At 71.8% G+C, this 17,172-nt stretch carries 14 protein-coding genes; 7 read left to right on the top strand and 7 right to left on the bottom strand.

What is annotated here, in order from left to right; all coding sequences use genetic code 11:
- From OG885_RS23310 to OG885_RS23295, 4 genes are read right to left on the bottom strand one after another with little or no spacing between them, the layout of a single operon-like run.
- Positions 1 to 720 (bottom strand): ABC transporter permease subunit, encoded by a 720-nt coding sequence (locus OG885_RS23310; RefSeq protein ID WP_405734646.1) that lies wholly within the window; start codon positions 718 to 720, stop codon positions 1 to 3.
- A gap of 10 nt (positions 721 to 730) precedes the next feature.
- On the bottom strand, positions 731 to 1,642 hold the full coding sequence (locus tag OG885_RS23305; protein WP_405734644.1) for an ABC transporter ATP-binding protein: 912 nt from the start codon (positions 1,640 to 1,642) through the stop codon (positions 731 to 733).
- A complete protein-coding gene (locus tag OG885_RS23300) occupies positions 1,639 to 2,547 on the bottom strand; it encodes an ABC transporter permease subunit (RefSeq protein ID WP_405734642.1) in 909 nt (302 codons plus the stop codon). The genes OG885_RS23305 and OG885_RS23300 overlap by 4 nt, the downstream gene beginning before the upstream one ends.
- A complete protein-coding gene (locus tag OG885_RS23295; protein ID WP_405742832.1) occupies positions 2,537 to 3,511 on the bottom strand; it encodes an ABC transporter ATP-binding protein in 975 nt (324 codons plus the stop codon). Before OG885_RS23295 ends, OG885_RS23300 begins: the two co-directional genes overlap by 11 nt.
- Before the next feature lie 261 nt (positions 3,512 to 3,772).
- On the opposite strand from OG885_RS23295, the gene OG885_RS23290 reads away from it, so the two are divergent.
- The 7 genes from OG885_RS23290 to OG885_RS23260 all read left to right on the top strand — a co-directional run bounded on the left by OG885_RS23290 (position 3,773) and on the right by OG885_RS23260 (position 10,641).
- Positions 3,773 to 4,615 (top strand): M24 family metallopeptidase, encoded by an 843-nt coding sequence (locus OG885_RS23290; protein ID WP_405734640.1) that lies wholly within the window; start codon positions 3,773 to 3,775, stop codon positions 4,613 to 4,615.
- A 64-nt stretch (positions 4,616 to 4,679) separates the two neighbouring features.
- Positions 4,680 to 6,431, top strand: coding sequence for an SDR family oxidoreductase (locus OG885_RS23285; protein ID WP_405742830.1), 1,752 nt, complete (start codon positions 4,680 to 4,682; stop codon positions 6,429 to 6,431).
- A 115-nt stretch (positions 6,432 to 6,546) separates the two neighbouring features.
- Positions 6,547 to 7,485 carry a MerR family transcriptional regulator gene (locus tag OG885_RS23280; protein WP_405734638.1) on the top strand — a complete coding sequence of 313 codons (939 nt, stop codon included), beginning with the start codon at positions 6,547 to 6,549 and terminating at the stop codon, positions 7,483 to 7,485.
- Positions 7,486 to 7,608: 123 nt separating this feature from the next.
- The gene (locus OG885_RS23275; RefSeq protein WP_405734636.1) at positions 7,609 to 8,157 is read left to right on the top strand and encodes an RNA 2'-phosphotransferase; all 549 of its coding nucleotides are present in this window, start codon (positions 7,609 to 7,611) and stop codon (positions 8,155 to 8,157) included.
- Positions 8,158 to 8,247: 90 nt separating this feature from the next.
- On the top strand, positions 8,248 to 8,691 hold the full coding sequence (locus OG885_RS23270) for a hypothetical protein (protein ID WP_405734634.1): 444 nt from the start codon (positions 8,248 to 8,250) through the stop codon (positions 8,689 to 8,691).
- A gap of 73 nt (positions 8,692 to 8,764) precedes the next feature.
- The gene (locus OG885_RS23265; protein WP_405734632.1) at positions 8,765 to 9,667 is read left to right on the top strand and encodes an LLM class flavin-dependent oxidoreductase; all 903 of its coding nucleotides are present in this window, start codon (positions 8,765 to 8,767) and stop codon (positions 9,665 to 9,667) included.
- 77 nt (positions 9,668 to 9,744) lie between these two features.
- Positions 9,745 to 10,641, top strand: coding sequence for a Cof-type HAD-IIB family hydrolase (locus OG885_RS23260; protein ID WP_405734630.1), 897 nt, complete (start codon positions 9,745 to 9,747; stop codon positions 10,639 to 10,641).
- Here the strand turns inward: OG885_RS23260 and OG885_RS23255 are convergent.
- The 3 genes from OG885_RS23255 to cydD form a co-directional block, all read right to left on the bottom strand.
- Positions 10,638 to 11,702: a M23 family metallopeptidase gene (locus tag OG885_RS23255; RefSeq protein ID WP_405734628.1), complete on the bottom strand. Its 1,065-nt coding sequence runs from the start codon at positions 11,700 to 11,702 to the stop codon at positions 10,638 to 10,640. The genes OG885_RS23260 and OG885_RS23255 overlap by 4 nt on opposite strands.
- A gap of 137 nt (positions 11,703 to 11,839) precedes the next feature.
- Positions 11,840 to 13,528 (bottom strand): GAF domain-containing sensor histidine kinase, encoded by a 1,689-nt coding sequence (locus tag OG885_RS23250; protein WP_405734626.1) that lies wholly within the window; start codon positions 13,526 to 13,528, stop codon positions 11,840 to 11,842.
- Positions 13,529 to 13,628: 100 nt separating this feature from the next.
- Positions 13,629 to 17,171: a thiol reductant ABC exporter subunit CydD gene (cydD, locus tag OG885_RS23245; RefSeq protein WP_405734624.1), complete on the bottom strand. Its 3,543-nt coding sequence runs from the start codon at positions 17,169 to 17,171 to the stop codon at positions 13,629 to 13,631.
- Between the last annotated feature and the right edge of the window lies 1 nt (position 17,172).

Raw genomic sequence — 17,172 nt, 5'->3', positions numbered from 1 at the left:
CTACTCCTCGCCCGCCAGCTTCAACGTGCGCAGCTTCTGCCCGGCGTACCAGGTCGCCGCCACCGTCACCACGACCAGCAGCACCGTCGCCGTCGGCAGGCTCACGTCCGAGGTGACCAGGTCCCCGCCGGCGACCTTGTGAGCGACGGCGAGCGACCACTGCTGGACGCTGAGGGTGCGCGCCCCGGAGACCAGGGAGCCGAACAGGGCCTCCCAGACGAGGGCGTAGACGAGGCCGAAGACGACCGCGTGCCGGGACACCGTGCCCAGCAGCAGGAAGAGCGCGGCGTAGGCGATGGAGGAGACCAGCGCGGCGACCGTGTAGGCCACGGCGATCTGCTGGCCGTTGCCGTTGAGGATGAGGCCCGCGATCAGGGTCGGCAGGGCCGAGAAGACCATGGTGACCGCGATCGCGACGATGAGCTTGGTGAAGATGATCGTGGGCCGCTTGATCGGCTTGGACAGCAGGTACACCACCGAGCCGTCGTCGATCTCCGGGCCGATCGCGCCGGTACCGGCGATGACGCCGATGATCGGCACCATCGTGGCCAGCGCGAGACCGCCGAGCAGGTCGGACGCGGTCTGGTCGTCGGCGCCGACCAGGGCGCGCACGATCACGGAGATCACGATCAGCAGCAGGGGCAGGGCGCCCAGGATGAGGGCCCGGCGACGGCCGAGCAGGGCCCGGTAGGTGAGTCGGGCGACTGTGGGGTCGTACATCTTCGGCCTCCTACGCCGCGACCAGGTAAGAGAACACGGACTCGAGGGACTCGTCGGACGGCGAGACCGTCAGCAGCCGGATGCCGTGGTCGCGGGCGACCTTCGGCAACAGGGCGGTGAAGCGGCCGAAGTCGACGGCCTGGATGCGCAACGCGCCCTCGGCCAGGTCGACTTCGATGCCGGACGTGGACGGGTCGGCGATCAGCGCGGCCGCGAGGGCGCGGTCGTCGCTGGAGCGCACCAGGTAGCGGTGCGGGCGGTCGGTCATCAGGCGGCGGATCTTGCGGAAGTCACCGCTGGCCGCGTGCCTCCCCGCGACCACGACCTCGATGTGCCAGGCGAGTTGCTCGACCTCTTCGAGGATGTGGGAGGAGAACAGGACCGTGCGGCCCTCGTCGCCCATGCGGCGCAGCAGGTCCATGAGCTGCATGCGCTGGCGCGGGTCCATGCCGTTGAAGGGCTCGTCGAGGAGGAGCAGCGAGGGGTCGTGGACCAGGGCGGACGCCATCTTCACGCGCTGGCGCATGCCCTTGGAGTAGGTCTGGATCTTGCGGTCCTGCGCGTACTCCATCTCGACCGTCGCGAGCGCCTTCTGGGCGGCCTTGGCGCCCAGGCCGTGCAACTCGGCGTTGGCGACGACGAATTCGCGGCCGGTGAGGAAGTCGTACATCGCCTCGCGCTCGGGGACGATGCCGATGTGTTTGTAGATGGCCTCGTTGCGCCAGCTCGGCTGCCCGTCGAGGGTGACCGTGCCGGTGGAGGGGGCGAGGAAGCCGCCCATCATGTTGATCAGGGTGGACTTCCCTGCGCCGTTCGGGCCGAGGAGGCCGGTGACGCCGGGGCCGATCGTCATGGTGACGTCGTTGACGGCGACCACGTTGCCGAACCAGCGTGAGACGTGGTCGATGGAGAGCGTGGTCACAGTCCCACCTTCTTGTAGCGGCGCATCATCAGGCCGTAGCTCGCGGCGATCAGACCGAGGGTGACGAGGACGTAGACCACGCCCTGGCCGTTCGAGGGGCCGTGGCCGCCCGGCAGCGAGGGGGTCGCGCCGAGGAAGGCGGTCTGGACGCCGTCGATGAGGGTGACCGGCGAGAAGAGGCCCATCCACGGGATGGCGGACGTGCTGCCCTGGGCGTCGGCGATGGCCTGGAGGGTGGTGACGGCGCCGTAGGAGATGGTGAAGACGGCGATGACGGCCGCGATGCCGAAGCCGCGTCGCGGGGTGACCGCGGCGATGACCAGGCCGATGCCGGCGAACAGCAGCGAGAGCAGTGCCACGGAGACGAGTCCCTGCGCGAATCCCTTGGTCTGGTCGGTGAAGTCCAGCTTGGCCAGCAGCGCGCCCACGTACAGGACGAGCAGGGGAGCCGCGGTCAGGATGAACATGGCCGAGGCCAGGGCCGCGTACTTCGCGCGGACGTAGTCGGCGGTCTCGATGGGCCGCGAGAAGTACAGCGGGACGGTCTTGAAGCGCAGGTCGCGGGAGACGGACTGGGGTGCCTGCGAGGCGACGTACAGGCAGATCACGGACTGCATGATGATCGCGTAGCGCGTGTAGTCGACGGGCAGGTCGTTGGCCTTGGTGGCGACCGCGACGGCCACCATGATGGCCGCGGGCACGCACATCACGGCGAACAGCAGCATCGGCAGCACCTTGGACTTGACCGAGCGGCCGAGGCCGTAGGCGCCGCGCAGGGACTGCGAGTAGAGCGAGCGGGTCGCGTAGGAGCGGCCGAGCCGGGGGCCGTCGTAGGCGCGGTAGCCGATGTTGTGGATGCGGGTCTGGTCGCCCGCGGGGGCGGTGACCGGGTGTTCAGCTGCCATGGCCGACGGCCTCCTTCCGCTGCTGTTCCGCGGTCTCCTGGTCGTCCTGGAAGACCTCCGAGATGTGGTGGCGGCGCTGCTCCATGCGGACCAGGCCGAGGCCGAGGTCGGCGACGACGTCCCGTACGACGTCGTAGGTCTCCTCGCCCTGTGCGGTGAGCAGCAGGACGTGGCCGGCGCCGGGCAGGCCGCTGCCGGCCTCGACGCTCACCCCGCGCGCGTGGAGCGCCTCGCGCACCGCGCGGGTGCCGTCCGGGTGCTCGTCGGTGTCGGTGACCTCGATCGCGAGGGTGGTGGTGGTCTGGGTGAAGTCGGTGGTGGAGCTGGAGCGCAGGAGCTTGCCGCCGTCGACGACGACCACGTGGTCGCAGGTGCGTTCCAGTTCGCCCAGGAGGTGCGAGGTGACCAGGACCGAGATGCCGAAGTCGGTGTGGATGCGCCGGATGAGGGCGAGCATGTCGTCGCGGCCGACCGGGTCGAGGCCGTTGGTCGGCTCGTCCAGGAAGACCAGCTGAGGGTCGTGGACGAGGGCCTGGGCGAGCTTCACGCGCTGCTTCATGCCGGTCGAGTAGCCGCCGATGGGGCGGTAGCGCTCCTCGTACAGCCCGACGTGGCGCAGGGTGTCGGCAGTGCGCTCGCGGGCGGCGGTCGGGGGCAGGCCGGACATGCGCGCCATGTGGACGACGAACTCGGTGGCCGAGACGTCGGGCGGCAGGCAGTCGTGCTCCGGCATGTAGCCCACGCGCTCGCGGATGGCACCGCCCTGGGTGGCGACATCGAGGCCGAGCACCTCGGCGCGGCCCTCGGTGGCGGGGGACAGACCCAGCAGGATCTTGATCAGTGTGGACTTGCCGGCTCCGTTGGCTCCGACGAGTCCGGTCACACCCGGTCCGACGTCCACGGAGAGCCGGTCAAGCGCGGTCACCCGGGGGAACCGCTTGCTCAGGCTTTCGGTCGCGATCACAGTCACGTCTTCGACAGTAGTGACCCGCGCCACTCCGGTCGTCACACCGCAGAGCTGTCTTCGGGTCAGCCTCCAGATGTACGGGCCCGTAGGGGATGCCATGCCTGAGAGTTACGGATGGGCCCGGGCCGTCGGGTGGCGTCGGTGTTTTCCACAGGCCCGACCCTCCTATTGACGCAGCCTCTAACAACTGTCACATTCGGCGGTGTCAAGTTACGAGCACGTAGCGCAGTCGGCGTGGACTGGGTGGGACGGGGTGGCATGACGACGGCAGTGGCAGGCGAACGGGCCGCGGAACTGCGCGGATTCAGAAGGGTGCAGCGCCTCGCGTACGAGTGCGCCGAGGCCGTGGCGGCGCGGCTGGAACCCGGGGTGACCGAGCGTGAGGCGGCGCGGATGCAGCGCGAGTGGCTGCGCGAGCGCGGGGTGCGGGACTGGTTCCATCTCCCCTTCGCCTGGTTCGGGGACCGCACGGCGTTCGTGAACTTCCGTCTCCCGCTCCAGTTCTTCCCCACCAACCGGCGCCTGGAGCCCGGGATGCCGTTCATCCTGGACATGGCCCCGGTCCACGACGGCTTCACCGCGGACATCGGCTACTCGGGCTCGCTCGGTCTGAACCCCGTGCAGGACAAGCTGATGGACGACCTGGAGGCCCACCGCGCGCTGATCCTGCGCGAGGTCCGCGAGCGGCGCCCGCTGCGCGCGATCTACGAGGACGTGGACCGCCTCATGGTCCGCCAGGGCTACGCGAACCGGCACCGGGCCTACCCCTTCGGGGTGATCGCCCACAAGGTGGACCGGGTGCGGGAACGCCGCTGGTCGCCGAAGGTCTTCGGGTTCGGCGCCCAGTCCCTCAAGGGCCTCGCGGCCGACGCCCTGCACGGCCACCGAGAGGGCTGGTCCCCGCTCTGGTCGCCGTACCGCTTCTCCGACCACCCGCCGCAGCCGGGCCTGTGGGCGGTCGAACCCCACCTCGGATTCCGGGGCACGGGCGCGAAGTTCGAGGAGATCCTCGTGGTCACCGACTCCAGGGATCCCGAGGAGAGCGCCTTCTGGCTGGACGACGACCTGCCGCATGTGCGGCGCTGGGCGGAGGGGAAGTGACCGGGTTGGTTCTCGAAGGCGCGCGTGAGCGCGGGACGCGGCGCTGGGCGGAGGCGAAGTGAGCATGCTGGAGAACGCGCGTGAGCGCCGGGTGCGGACCGGTGGTGTCGAGCTGTGCGTAGCCGAGCTCGGCGAGCCCGGGCAGCCGACCGTGGTCCTCGTGCACGGCTACCCGGACAGCAAGGAGGTGTGGGCCCAGGTCGCCGCCCGCCTCGCCGACCGCTTCCACGTCGTGCTCTACGACGTCCGGGGCCACGGCCGCTCCACGGCCCCGCGGCCGCTGCGGGGCGGCTTCACCCTGGAGAAGCTCACGGACGACTTCCTCGCCGTGGCCGACGCGGTCAGCCCGGACCGGCCGGTGCATCTGGTCGGGCACGACTGGGGCTCGGTGCAGTCCTGGGAGTTCGCCACGGTTGCGCGTACCGAGGGCCGGATCGCGTCCTTCACCTCGATGTCCGGCCCGTCCCTCGACCACTTCGGACACTGGATCAACACCCGCCTCAGGCGCCCCACCCCGCGCCGCGTCAGCCAGCTCCTCGGCCAGGGCGCCAAGTCCTGGTACGTGTACGCGCTGCACACGCCCGTGCTGCCCGAACTGGCCTGGCGCGGCCCGCTCGGCAAGGTGTGGCCACGCCTCCTGGAGCGGTTCGAACGGGTCCCCGCAGACGGCTACCCCACCTCGTCCCTCCCCACGGACGCGGCGCACGGAGCCTGGCTGTACCGGGACAACGTGCGAGCCCGACTGCGCCACCCCCGCGCCGACGCTTACGCGCACGCGCCCGTGCAGCTCATCACGCCACTCGGCGACGCGTTCCTGTCCGAGCGGCTCTACGACGAACTGGAGCAGTGGGTTCCGCAGTTGACGCGGCGCACCCTCCCGGCCCGGCACTGGATACCCCGGTCCCGGCCCGACCAACTGGCAGCCTGGATCGGAGAGTTCGTGACCGTCAACGAGGGCGGCAGGACCGTCACCGCGCCGAACGGAAAGTACGCCGACCGGTTCGGCGGCCAGTTGGTGCTGGTCACCGGAGCGGGCAGTGGCATCGGGCGGGCGACGGCGTACGCGTTCGCAGAGTCCGGCGCGCGCGTGATCGCCGTCGACCGGGACGCGGAGGGCGCGGCCCGTACCGCCGAGATGTCCCGTCTGCTGGGGGCGCCCGAAGCCTGGGCCGAGACCGTCGACGTCTCCGACGAACAGGCCATGGAGAAGCTCGCCGACAGGGTCGCCGCCGAGTACGGGGTGGTGGACGTCCTGGTCAACAACGCCGGGATCGGTCTGTCGGGCTCCTTCTTCGACACCACCCCGGAGGACTGGAAGAAGGTCCTCGACGTCAACCTCTGGGGCGTCATCCACGGCTGCCGGCTGTTCGGGAAGCAGATGGCCGAGCGCGGACAGGGCGGCCACATCGTCAACACCGCGTCGGCGGCGGCGTACCAGCCCTCCAAGGCGCTGCCCGCCTACAGCACCTCCAAGGCGGCGGTGCTGATGCTCAGCGAGTGCCTGCGCGCCGAACTGGCCGGTCAGGACATCGGCGTCAGCGCGATCTGCCCCGGTTTCGTGAACACCAACATCACCTCGACCGCCCGGTTCGCCGGCGTCGACGGCGCGGAGGAGAAACGGCGCCAGAAGAGGACGGCGCGGCTGTACGGGCTGCGGAACTACCCGCCGGAGAAGGTCGCCGACGCGATCCTGCGGGCGGTCGTGCGCAACGAGGCGGTCGTGCCGGTGACACCGGAGGCGCGCGGCGCCCACCTCATGTCCCGCTTCACGCCGCGCGCGCTGCGAGCGATCGCGCGGCTGGAACCACCGCTGTGATCCCGGGAGTTGGCTCTCCCAGGGGCTCCGTCATCCGGTCGGCCGCGCCTGCACGCCGGCCGCCCGGCAGGCCGACCGCCGTTCCGCGGTGGGCACGGACGGCAAGGGCGGTCCGGTGAGTGCCGGTCCCGCGTACCGCATCGAGGACCTCGCCCACCTCAGCGGCGCCACCGTCCGCACCATCCGCGCCTACCAGGACCGCGGCCTCCTCCCCCGTCCCGAGCGGAGCGGCCGCGCCAACCTCTACTCGGACGCCCATCTCGCCCGTCTCCACCAGATCGCCGGGCTCCTCGACCGCGGCTACACCCTGGCCTCCATCAAGGAGCTCCTGGAGGCCTGGGACGCCGGACGTGGGCTCGGCGGGGTGCTCGGGCTGGTCGCCGAGGTCGACGGGCCGTGGAGCGACGAGGAGGCGGTACGGATCTCGCGCGCCGAATTGGACGAGCGGTTCGGCGGCAGCCCGGACGTCGCGGCGGTCGCCGAGGCGGTGGAACTCGGGGTGCTGGAGCCGGTGCCCGGCGACGAGGACTCCTTCCTCGTGCCGAGCCCTCAAGAGCTCGCCGTCGCCGTGGAGTTGCATGCCGCCGGGGTACCGCTGTCCGCGATCTCGGCTCATCTACGGGAGTTGAGGGGACAGGTCGAGCACATCGCCGCCCGTTTCCTGGAGTTCACCACCGAGCATGTCTTCGCGCGCTACCTCGACGGACCGCACCGTCCGACGGACGCGGAAGCGGCCGAGGCGGCCACGCTCGTACGCCGGCTCAGGCCGCTCGCGCAGCAGACGGTGGACGCGGAACTCGCGCGGGCGATGCGGCTGTTGGCCGTACGACATCTGAGGCAGCACCTCGGTACGGGCGAGGATCCTGCGCAGCGGTCCGCGGCACGCTCTGTGTCGCTGCCCGAGGACACAATGCGGGCTGTGGAGGGGTTGGTTGGTGCGGAGAGGGTGGCGGAGTTCGTGGCGTTGGCGGCTGAACGGGAGGTGCGGGCACGGGCGTTGGACGCGCTCACGTCAAGGGGCGGGCCCCCCAGCGATCTTGACGAAGAGGGCTGACACTGCCGGGAGTTGTCCACAGAACCGCCAACTAGCCTGTGGATAACTAGACTTGGTTGTGGACCAAACATCCGAGGCAAAATCATTCGCGTGATTCACGTCTCGCCCGTCACGCTGAGGGACATGGACGAACGACGCACCGTGAAGGTGTCGAAGTACCTCTCGAAGCATCTGCGCCATCAGCCGGAGCGCATCGGGCTCACGCTCGACGAGGCCGGCTGGGTCGAGATCGACACGCTGATCGCCGCGGCGGCGGCGCACGGGTTCCGCTTCACCCGGGAAGAGATGGACCACGTGGTCGCCGCCAACGACAAGAAGCGCTTCGCCGTCGAAGGCACCCGCATCCGCGCCAGCCAGGGCCACAGCATCGACGTGGACCTCGGCCTGCCTCCGGCGACGCCACCGCCGTACCTCTACCACGGCACCGTGGCCCGCAGCCTGGACGCGATCCGCGCCGAGGGCCTGCGGCCCATGAACCGGCATGCCGTGCACCTCTCGGCGGACCGCGAGACCGCGACCAGGGTGGGCGCCCGCCGTGGCCGCCCCGTCGTCCTCTCGGTGGACGCCGGCGCCATGGACCGCGACGGCCATGTCTTCCACGTCAGCGCGAACGGCGTCTGGCTGACCGAGGCCGTACCGCCGCGGTATCTGCGCTTCCCCGAGTCGCACTGACCCCCTCCGCGCGCGGTGATCCCCTCCGCACGCTCACTCCGCCCCCCCCTTCCGCCACGCCCCGAAGGCAGGACCGGCATGATCGGCGCCATGGACCACCTCCCCACCACCGAGGCAGCCGTCACCGCCCTGCGCGCACTCGCCGCCGAGTACTCCCTCGCGATCGAGGTGACCCATGACATCGGCGCCGACCAGACCTCGCGCCGCACGGCCGCAGGCGTCGGCGTCACCGCGGACCCCGACGGCTCCCTGCCCCATGAGGCCTACGTCGAACTCGGCGGCCGGCCCCGGGTGGATGTGCGGCTCTACGCGGACGACGACGCGCTGATCACCGTCGACGGCGTCGAATGTCCCGACATCGCCCGCGGCGACGTCCCCGCCTTCCTGCGTTCCCTCTACGAGGGCCACGCCTGGGTCAAGGCGCGCCGCTTCCCGCCGGGCAACTTCCTGATGGTGCCGCTGCCGGGCGACCGGGTGCACAAGGAGTTCATCCTGGTCGGCCTGAGCCCGTGGCTGAGCGGCCGCGCACGCTGACCGGGAGCCGGTGAGACCGTGACCGTGGGTCACTGTTTCACGTGAAACCCGTCCGGCCGCATACGCTCGAAACATGAGTCTGCGTCTGAGCACCGTGATCCTCCCGTACCGCCGCTGGTCCGAAGGGGGCCGTGGGGCATGGCAGCGGGCGGAGCAGCTCGGCTTCCACACCGGGTACACCTACGACCACCTGTCCTGGCGGACCTTCCGCGACGGCCCGTGGTTCGGTGCCGTGCCGACGCTGACCGCCGCCGCGGCCGTCACCGACCGGCTGCGTCTGGGCACGCTGGTGACCTCGCCGAACTTCCGGCATCCGGTGACCCTCGCCAAGGAGCTCATCTCCCTGGACGACATCTCCGGCGGCCGCGTCACGCTCGGCATCGGTGCGGGCGGCACCGGCTTCGACGCCACCGCGCTCGGCCAGGAACCGTGGACGCCGCGTGAGCGCGCCGACCGGTTCGCTGAGTTCGTTCCGCTGCTGGACCGGCTGCTGACCGAGGACTCGGTGTCGTACGAGGGCGACTTCTACGCGGCGCACGAGGCCCGCAACATCCCGGGCTGTGTCCAGCGGCCCCGGCTGCCCTTCGCGGTGGCCGCCACCGGCCCGCGCGGGCTCCGCCTCGCCGCGCGCCACGGACAGGCGTGGGTGACCACCGGCGACCCCAAGCTGTACGAGAACGGCACTCCTGAACAGTCGATTCAAGCCATTCGCGGACAGGTCGAGAAGCTGGCCGACGCGTGCGCCGAGATCGGGCGGGACACGAGGGAACTCGACAAGATCCTGCTCACCGGATTCACCCCGGACCGGGCCCGTCCGCTGGAGTCGCTCGACGCGTTCGTGGACTTCGCGGGGCGCCACCGGGAGCTGGGCTTCACCGAGATCGTGATCCACTGGCCCATCCCCGACTCGGACTTCGCCGCCGACGAGAAGGTCTTCGAGCAGATCGCCATGGAGGCCCCGGCGCAGCTGCGCTGAGACCACGGTGGGTGAGGGGGCAGGTGGGAGGCTGTAATCACTCACCTGTGCGGGCCTCTGCACGACCGTGCGGGCATATGCGGGAGAATGGCCGGGTGACTTCAGCGACTCGACAGCCCGAGACCCCGGCCGCCGCCGTCCCGCCGCGCCTGATAGCCACCGACCTCGACGGCACCCTGCTGCGCGACGACAAGTCCGTCTCCCCGCGGACGGTCGCGGCCCTCGCCGCCGCCGAGGAGGCGGGCATCGAGGTCTTCTTCGTCACCGGCCGGCCCGCCCGCTGGATGAACGTCGTCAGCGACCACGTCCACGGCCACGGCCTCGCCATCTGCGGAAACGGCGCCGCGGTCGTCGATCTGCACGGTGACCCCGGCTCCCACCGGTTCGTGAAGGTGCGCGAGCTGGCCAGGGAGAACGCGCTGGAGGCCGTACGCCTGCTGCGGGACGCGGCACCCGGCACGGTGTACGCGGTGGAGCAGACGTACGGCTTCCACCAGGAGCCGGACTATCCGAAGCTGCACATGGAGATCCCGGACGAGCTCCAGCCCGCCGAGAAGCTGCTGGCGGCGGGCGGGCCCGGCGCCGGTGAGCCGGTCCTGAAGATCCTCGCGTTCCATCCCACGCTCGACCCGGACGCCTTCCTCACCCTGGCCCGTCTCGCGATCGGTGACATCGCCAACGTCACCCGCTCCAGCCCCAGCGCCCTGCTGGAGATCAGCGGGCCGGGCGTCTCCAAGGCCAGCACCCTCGCCCTGTGCTGTGCCGAGCGTGGCATCTCGCACGAGGAGGTCGTCGCCTTCGGTGACATGCCCAACGACGTCGAGATGCTGACCTGGGCGGGCCGGTCGTACGCGATGGGCAACGCGCACCCGGACGTGCTCGCCGCTGCCTCCGGCCGGACGGTCGACAACAACGAGGACGGTGTGGCGGTCGTCATCGAGCAGCTGGTGGCCCAGCGCGAGAGCCTGTCCTAGCCGAGGGGCACGCCCCGTGCCGCCAGCCACGGCACCGGGTCCACGCCCGAGCCCAGTTCCGGGGTGACCCGCACCTCGAAGTGCAGGTGCGGGCCGGTGGAGTTGCCGGTGGTGCCGGACTGGCCGATCCACTGCCCCGGCGCCACCCGGTCGCCTTGGTCGACGGTGACGGCGGCGAGATGGGCGTACTGCGTGTAGTAGCCGCCGGCGTGCTCGATCACGATCTCGATGCCGAAGGCTCCCCCGCAGGACACCCGCACCACGCGCCCCGAGCCGACCGCCCGCACGGGCGTGCCGATCGGCACCGCGAAGTCCTGCCCGGTGTGCCGGTTGGCCCACCGTGAACCGCCGCTGCCGAAACCCGCGGACAGCTCGTACGTCTCCACCGGCGCGACCCACGCGCCCGTCACCTGCACCGCCGGCTGATCCAGCCGGACGGCACCCCGACACGCACCCGCCGCGACCGACGCGTCCGCCTGGCCCTGCAACTGCCCACGCGCCTCTTCGAGCTGCTGCTCGATGCCCCGCTTCAGCCCGGCGAGTTCGACGTTCCGCTTCTCCAGCGACTGCCACGCCGCCGCGGCCTTCGCCTCGTCCGCCGCGAGCTTCGCCTCGGCCCGCCGGCTCTTCTCGATGGCGTTGTTCACGGCCAGGTTCGTCTGGGAGAACACCTGCTGACCGCGCATCAGCTGATCCGGACTGCCGGCGAGGATGATCTGCGCGGTGAGGGGGAGGTCGCCGCCGTTGCGGTACTGGGCGCGCGCGATCCGGCCCAGGTCCTCGTGCAGGACGGAGATGTCCCGGCGCTCCCGGTCGAGCAGCCCCTCCAGCCTCAGTGCCGTCGCCCGCTGCGCCTCCGCCTCCAGCCGCCCCGCCTCGTACTGCTGGGTCGCCCGCGCCGCGTCCTCGTACAGCCGCACCACCTGCGCGTTGAGCCCTGGGTCCGCGCCGCCGTCGTCGCTCGCCTTCTTCTCCGTGGCGTCGGTCGGACGGGCTGCCAGCACGGCGAGCGCGCACAGCAGCGCCGGAACGAGCAGGGGATGACGGCGGGACGGTCGCATGCCAGCGATCCTGACCCGGCCCCGCGCGGGCGGTCCTGTTGAAGTCGTACGGCCGGGGGACAGCGGAGCTCGGACGGGTCGGTCGTACGACTGAACGGACGCCGTGGGGATGCGGAGTGACGGTCAGTCATGCCGCTCTACTCCAGCGGCGCCTCCCACACCACCGTCGTACCACCCCCGTCCTCCCCGATACCCGGCCCGTGCCGACTCGCCCCGCCGAGGGACTCCGCACGCCGCCTGAGGTTCTTCAGGCCGCTGCGCCGGCCGCCCTCCGGGATGCCGACACCGTCGTCCGCGACGGTCAGGCGGACGCCCTCGCGCCCGTCCGGCAGGGTCACGGTGGCGTCGACGACGACGTCAATGCGTGCCGCGTGGGCGTGCCGGAAGGCGTTGGAGAGGGTCTCGCGCAGGGCCGCGATGAGGTTCTTGCCGGTGAGGTCGCCGACCAGGGCGTCGACCGGGCCGACGAAGCGGTGCGTGGGCTTGAAGCCGAGCGGCACGGCGGCCGTGTTGATCTCCCGCAGCACCCGCGTGCGCAGTCCGGAGGGCGCCTCGGCGGGCCCCTGCTGGAGCGCGAAGATCGCGGTACGGATCTCCTGGATGGTGACGTCGAGTTCGTCGACGGCGTTGCCGACGCCGTCGCGTACCTCGGGCTCGACCGCTCCGCGCTGCGCGCTCTCCAGCATCATCCCGGTGGCGAACAGCCGTTGGATGACGAGATCGTGCAGGTCACGGGCGATGCGGTCGCGGTCCTCGTAGACCGCGAGGCGTTCCCGGTCGCGCTGCGCGTCGGCCATCATCAGCGCGAGCGCGGCCTGCGCGGCGAACTGGATCGCCAGGGTGCGCTCGGTCTCCGTGAACGGCCGCTCCCCCCGCGCCCGGGGTGTGACGAGGGCGCCCAGGATCCGGCCGTCGCTGTGCAGGGGCACCATCATGGTGGGCCCGTAGCCGTGCGCCAGCGTGGTGATCACGCGGGGGTCCCCGGCCGCGTCCTCCAGGAACACCGCCTGCCCGTCGAGGAGTTCGGCGACGATGCCGCTCTCCGGCGGGACGACGGTGCCCAGCATCGCCGACGGCTCATCCGCGGCCACGGCGGCGATCTCCAGGCCGCCCTCGTCGGCGGGCAGCAGCACGATCCCGGCCGTCGACCCCGACAGTCCGCGGGCCTGCTCGGCGACGACCTGGAGGGCGTCGTCGGTGTCGCCGCCTGACAGCAGGGCGGTGGTGACGGCGACCGACCCGTCGATCCAGCGCTCGCGCTGCTTGGCCGCCTCGTACAGGCGTGCGTTGCCGATGGCGATCCCGGCCTCGGTGGCCAGCACCCGGACCATGTTGAGGTCGTGGTCGTTGAACGGCTCGCCGCCGCGCTTCTCCGTCAGATACAGGTTCCCGAAGATCTCCCCCTGCACCCGGATCGGCAGGCCCAGGAACCCGCGCATCAGCGGGTGGTGCTCCGGAAAGCCGCAGGAGCGCGGGTCGGTCGTGAGATCCGCCAGGCGTACCGGCTCCGGGTCCCGGATGAGTGCGCCGAGCAGGCCCCGGTGCCCGTCCGGCTGACGTCCGATACGGCGGGCGGTCGCCTCGTCGACGCCGTGGTGGACGAAGTCGGCCAAACCGCGCCCGTCCTCGTCGACGACGCCGATGGCCGCGTAGCGGGCGTCCGTCAGCTCGGCCGCGGTCTCGCAGATCCGGTCCAGCGTGGAGTGCAGTTCGAGTCCGCCGCCGACGGACCGCATGGCCTCCAGCAACTGCGGCACCCTCGCGGTCAGCTCGGCCGACAGCGTGGAAGGCAGCGGGCCGGGGCGTGGACGCGTGGTGTCGGACATGAACTGAGAGTAATTAGTCCCATTTGATACAGAAAGTCGACACCTTGGGGACCGATGGCTGGGCAACGGCTCATGCCGTTCCAGGTGCCTCGGCGACGGTTCACGCCGTGAGCGCCAGCGCCTCCGACTCCGCCTCCCGCTCCACCATCCGCCGCAGCGGCCCCTCCACGGCGGCCAGCTCGGCGTAGGTGCCTCGCTGGACGACCCGCCCCTCGTCCAGGACGACGATCTCGTCCACCGCGTCCAGCCCGGCCAGCCGGTGGGTGATCAACACCGTCGTACGGCCCTCGGTGGCGGCCAGCAGATCGGCCGTGAGGGCGTCGGCGGTGGGCAGGTCGAGGTGTTCGGCGGGCTCGTCGAGGACGAGGACCGGGAAGTCGGCGAGCAGCGCGCGGGCCAGCGCCAGCCGCTGCCGCTGGCCCCCGGACAGCCGCGCTCCGTGCTCGCCGACCAACGTGTCCAGCCCGTCGGGCAGCCCCTCTGCCCAGTCGAGCAGCCGGGCCCGCCGCAGGGCGTCGCGCAGTTCGGCCTCGGTGGCGTCCTTCCTGGCGAGCAGCAGGTTCTCGCGCAGCGAGCTGTCGAAGAGGTGCGCGTCCTGCGCGCACAGCCCGACGAGGCGCCGTACGTCGTCCCCGTCCAGCGCGTACGCGTCCACCCCGCCCAGCGTGTACGAGCCGTTCCCCGCGTCCAGGAACCGCAGCAGCACCTGCGCGAGGGTCGTCTTGCCGGACCCGGACGGGCCCACGACGGCGATCCGGCGGCCTTCCGTGACGGTGAGGTCGAGCGCGGCGAGGGCGTCCCGGTCCTGTCCGGCGTAGCGCGCTGACAGACCCTTCAGGACGACCGGGAACGGGGAGACGGGCGCCTCGCCCGGCTGCTCCGGCTCCCGTACGGGTTCCGGGGCGTCCAGCACCTCGTACACCCGCTCCGCACTCTTGCGCACCCGCTGGCGGTACTGGACGGCGAGCGGGAGGCCGAGGACGGCCTCGAAGGCGGCCAGCGGGGTGAGCACGACGACAGCCATGGCCACCCCGCTCAGCCGGCCGTCGCCGACCGCCCGGGCGCCCACGAGGGCCGTGGCGGCGACGGTGAGGCCGGAGAAGAGCGCGGTGAGCCCGTCACCGAGAGCGGTGGCGGTGGCGGCGCGCGAGGCGATCCGCGCCAGCACTCCGTCGGCCTCCCGAGCCTCGGCGGTACGGGCCGGCAGGGCGCCGGCGACGGACAGTTCGGCGGTCCCGGTCAGCAGGTCGGTCACCCGCGTCGCCAGTACACCGCGCGCCGGTGCCAGCCGCCGCTCCGCGCGCCGGGCCACCGCGCCGGTGACCAGCGGCACCCCGGCCCCGGCCGCCAGCAGGCCTACGGCGAGCACCGCGGCGGCCTCGGGCAGCAGCCAGGCGGTGAAGCCGACGGTCGCGGCGGACACCGTGAGCGCCGCGCCCGCGGGAAGCAGCCAGCGCAGCCAGTAGTCCTGGAGCGTGTCGACATCGGCGACGAGCCGCGAGAGCAGGTCACCCCGGCGGGTTTGCCGCAGCCCCGCGGGCGCCAGCCGCTCCAGGCGCCGGTACACGGCGACCCGGGTGTCGGCCAGCATCCGCAGCACGGCGTCGTGCGAGACGAGGCGTTCGGCGTACCGGAAGACGGCCCGTCCGATCCCGAAGGCCCGGGTCGCCGTCACGGCCACCATCAGATAGAGCACGGGCGGCTGCTGCGAGGCCCGCGAGATCAGCCACCCGGAGGTCGCCATGAGCCCGACGGCACTGCCGAGCGCGAGGCTGCCGAGCAGCAGGGCGAGCGCCAGCCGGCCGCGCCGGGGGCCGGACATGGCACGGACGCGGGCGAGGAGACCGCGGTTTGCGGCCGCCGGTGCCGCCTCGGAGGCCGGGTGGTCGGCAGTGGGAGACCTTTCCGTCTCGACCTGGCGGCTCGCCGCCCGGGGAGCATCCTGCACCGTTCCGGCCTCGGCGAGGACAGAGGAATCGGGCGCCGCGGACGTGGGCACCGCAGGCTCCTCCAGCCGCACCACCCGGTCCGCCACTCCCAACAGGGCCGGCCGGTGCACGACGAGCAACACCGTGCGCCCCACCGCGAGCCTGCGCACCGCCGCCACGACCTCGGCCTCGGTGGCCCCGTCGAGCGCGGCCGTCGGCTCGTCCAGCAGCAGCACGGGCCGGTCCGCGAGGAACGCCCGGGCCAGCGCGAGCCGCTGCCGCTGGCCGGCGGACAGACCGGCGCCGTCCTCGCCGAGCACGGTGTCGGCGCCCTGCGGCAGGGCGTCGACGAACTCCAGGGCTCCCGCGTCCGCCAGCGCCTGCCGTACGGCGGCGGCGTCGGCCTCGGGCCGCGCCAGCCGGACGTTCTCCGCGATCGTCCCGGCGAACAGGTGCGGCCGCTGCGGCACCCACGCCACCTGCGAACGCCACCGGCCGAGATCTGCCTCGGCAAGATCCACGCCCCCGACCAACACCCGCCCCTCTGCGGGCGCCACGAATCCCAGCAGGACGTTCAGCAGCGTCGACTTGCCCGCCCCGCTCGGCCCGACGAGCGCCACCGTCTCCCCGGGCTCTACGGCGAACGACACGTCATGGACGACGTCGCCGGAACGCCCCGGGTAGCGAACGGTGACGCCCTCGAAGGCCAGGGCACCAGCCGATACGCCGGCCGGCACCGCGGCCGTACCCGCCGCCGGCACCGGCGTCTCCAGCACCTCGAAGATCTCCTCGGCGGCGGCCAGCCCCTCCGCCGCCGCGTGGTACTGCGCCCCCACCTGACGCAACGGCAGATAGGCCTCGGGCGCCAGCACCAGGATGACCAGACCGACGTACAGGTCCATCTCGCCGTGCACGAGCCGCATGCCGATCGTCACGGCGACCAGGGCCACCGACAGGGTGGCAAGCAGCTCCAGGGCGAAGGAGGAGATGAAGGCGATCCGCAGCGTCCGCATGGTCGCCTGCCGGTACTCGCCGGTGATGCGCTTGATCGACTCGGCCTGCGCCTTGGCCCGGCCGAACACCTTCAGGGTGGGCAGACCGGCGACCACATCGAGGAAGTGCCCCGACAGCCGGGACAGCAGCTGCCACTGACGGTCCATCCGGGACTGCGTGGCCCAGCCGATCAGCACCATGAAGATCGGGATGAGGGGGAGGGTGCCCACGATGATGGCGGCCGAGACCCAGTCCTCGGTGACGACCCGCGCCAGCACCGCCACCGGCACGACCACCGCCAGCCCCAACTGTGGGAGATAGCGCGAGAAGTAGTCGTCCAGGGCGTCGATTCCCCGCGTGGCGAGTGCGACCAGCGAGCCCGTCCGTTGTCCGCTCAGCCACCCCGGTCCGAGTGCCGCGGCCCGTTCCAGCAACCGCCCCCGAAGCTCGGACTTCACCGCCGCGCTCGCCCGGTGGGCGGCGAGTTCGGTGAGCCAGGAGACCAGGGCACGCCCGCAGGCGACGGCCACCAACAGCAGCAGGGGAGTGCGGAGTTCACCGGCCGACAGGCCGTGCTGGAACGCGCCGACCACCACTTCGGCGATGAGCATCGCCTGCGCGATGACCAGCGCTGCTCCGACCATGCCCAGGCCGACGACCGCCACCATGAACAGGCGCGTGGCACGGGCGTATCGGAGCAGACGCGGATCGATTGGTTTCACG

The sequence above is a fragment of the Streptomyces sp. NBC_00028 genome (assembly GCF_045041065.1).
GTDB lineage: Bacteria > Actinomycetota > Actinomycetes > Streptomycetales > Streptomycetaceae > Streptomyces.
The sequence above is the reverse complement of the archived record's forward strand: the minus strand, read 5'-3'. Positions and strand labels throughout refer to the sequence as shown.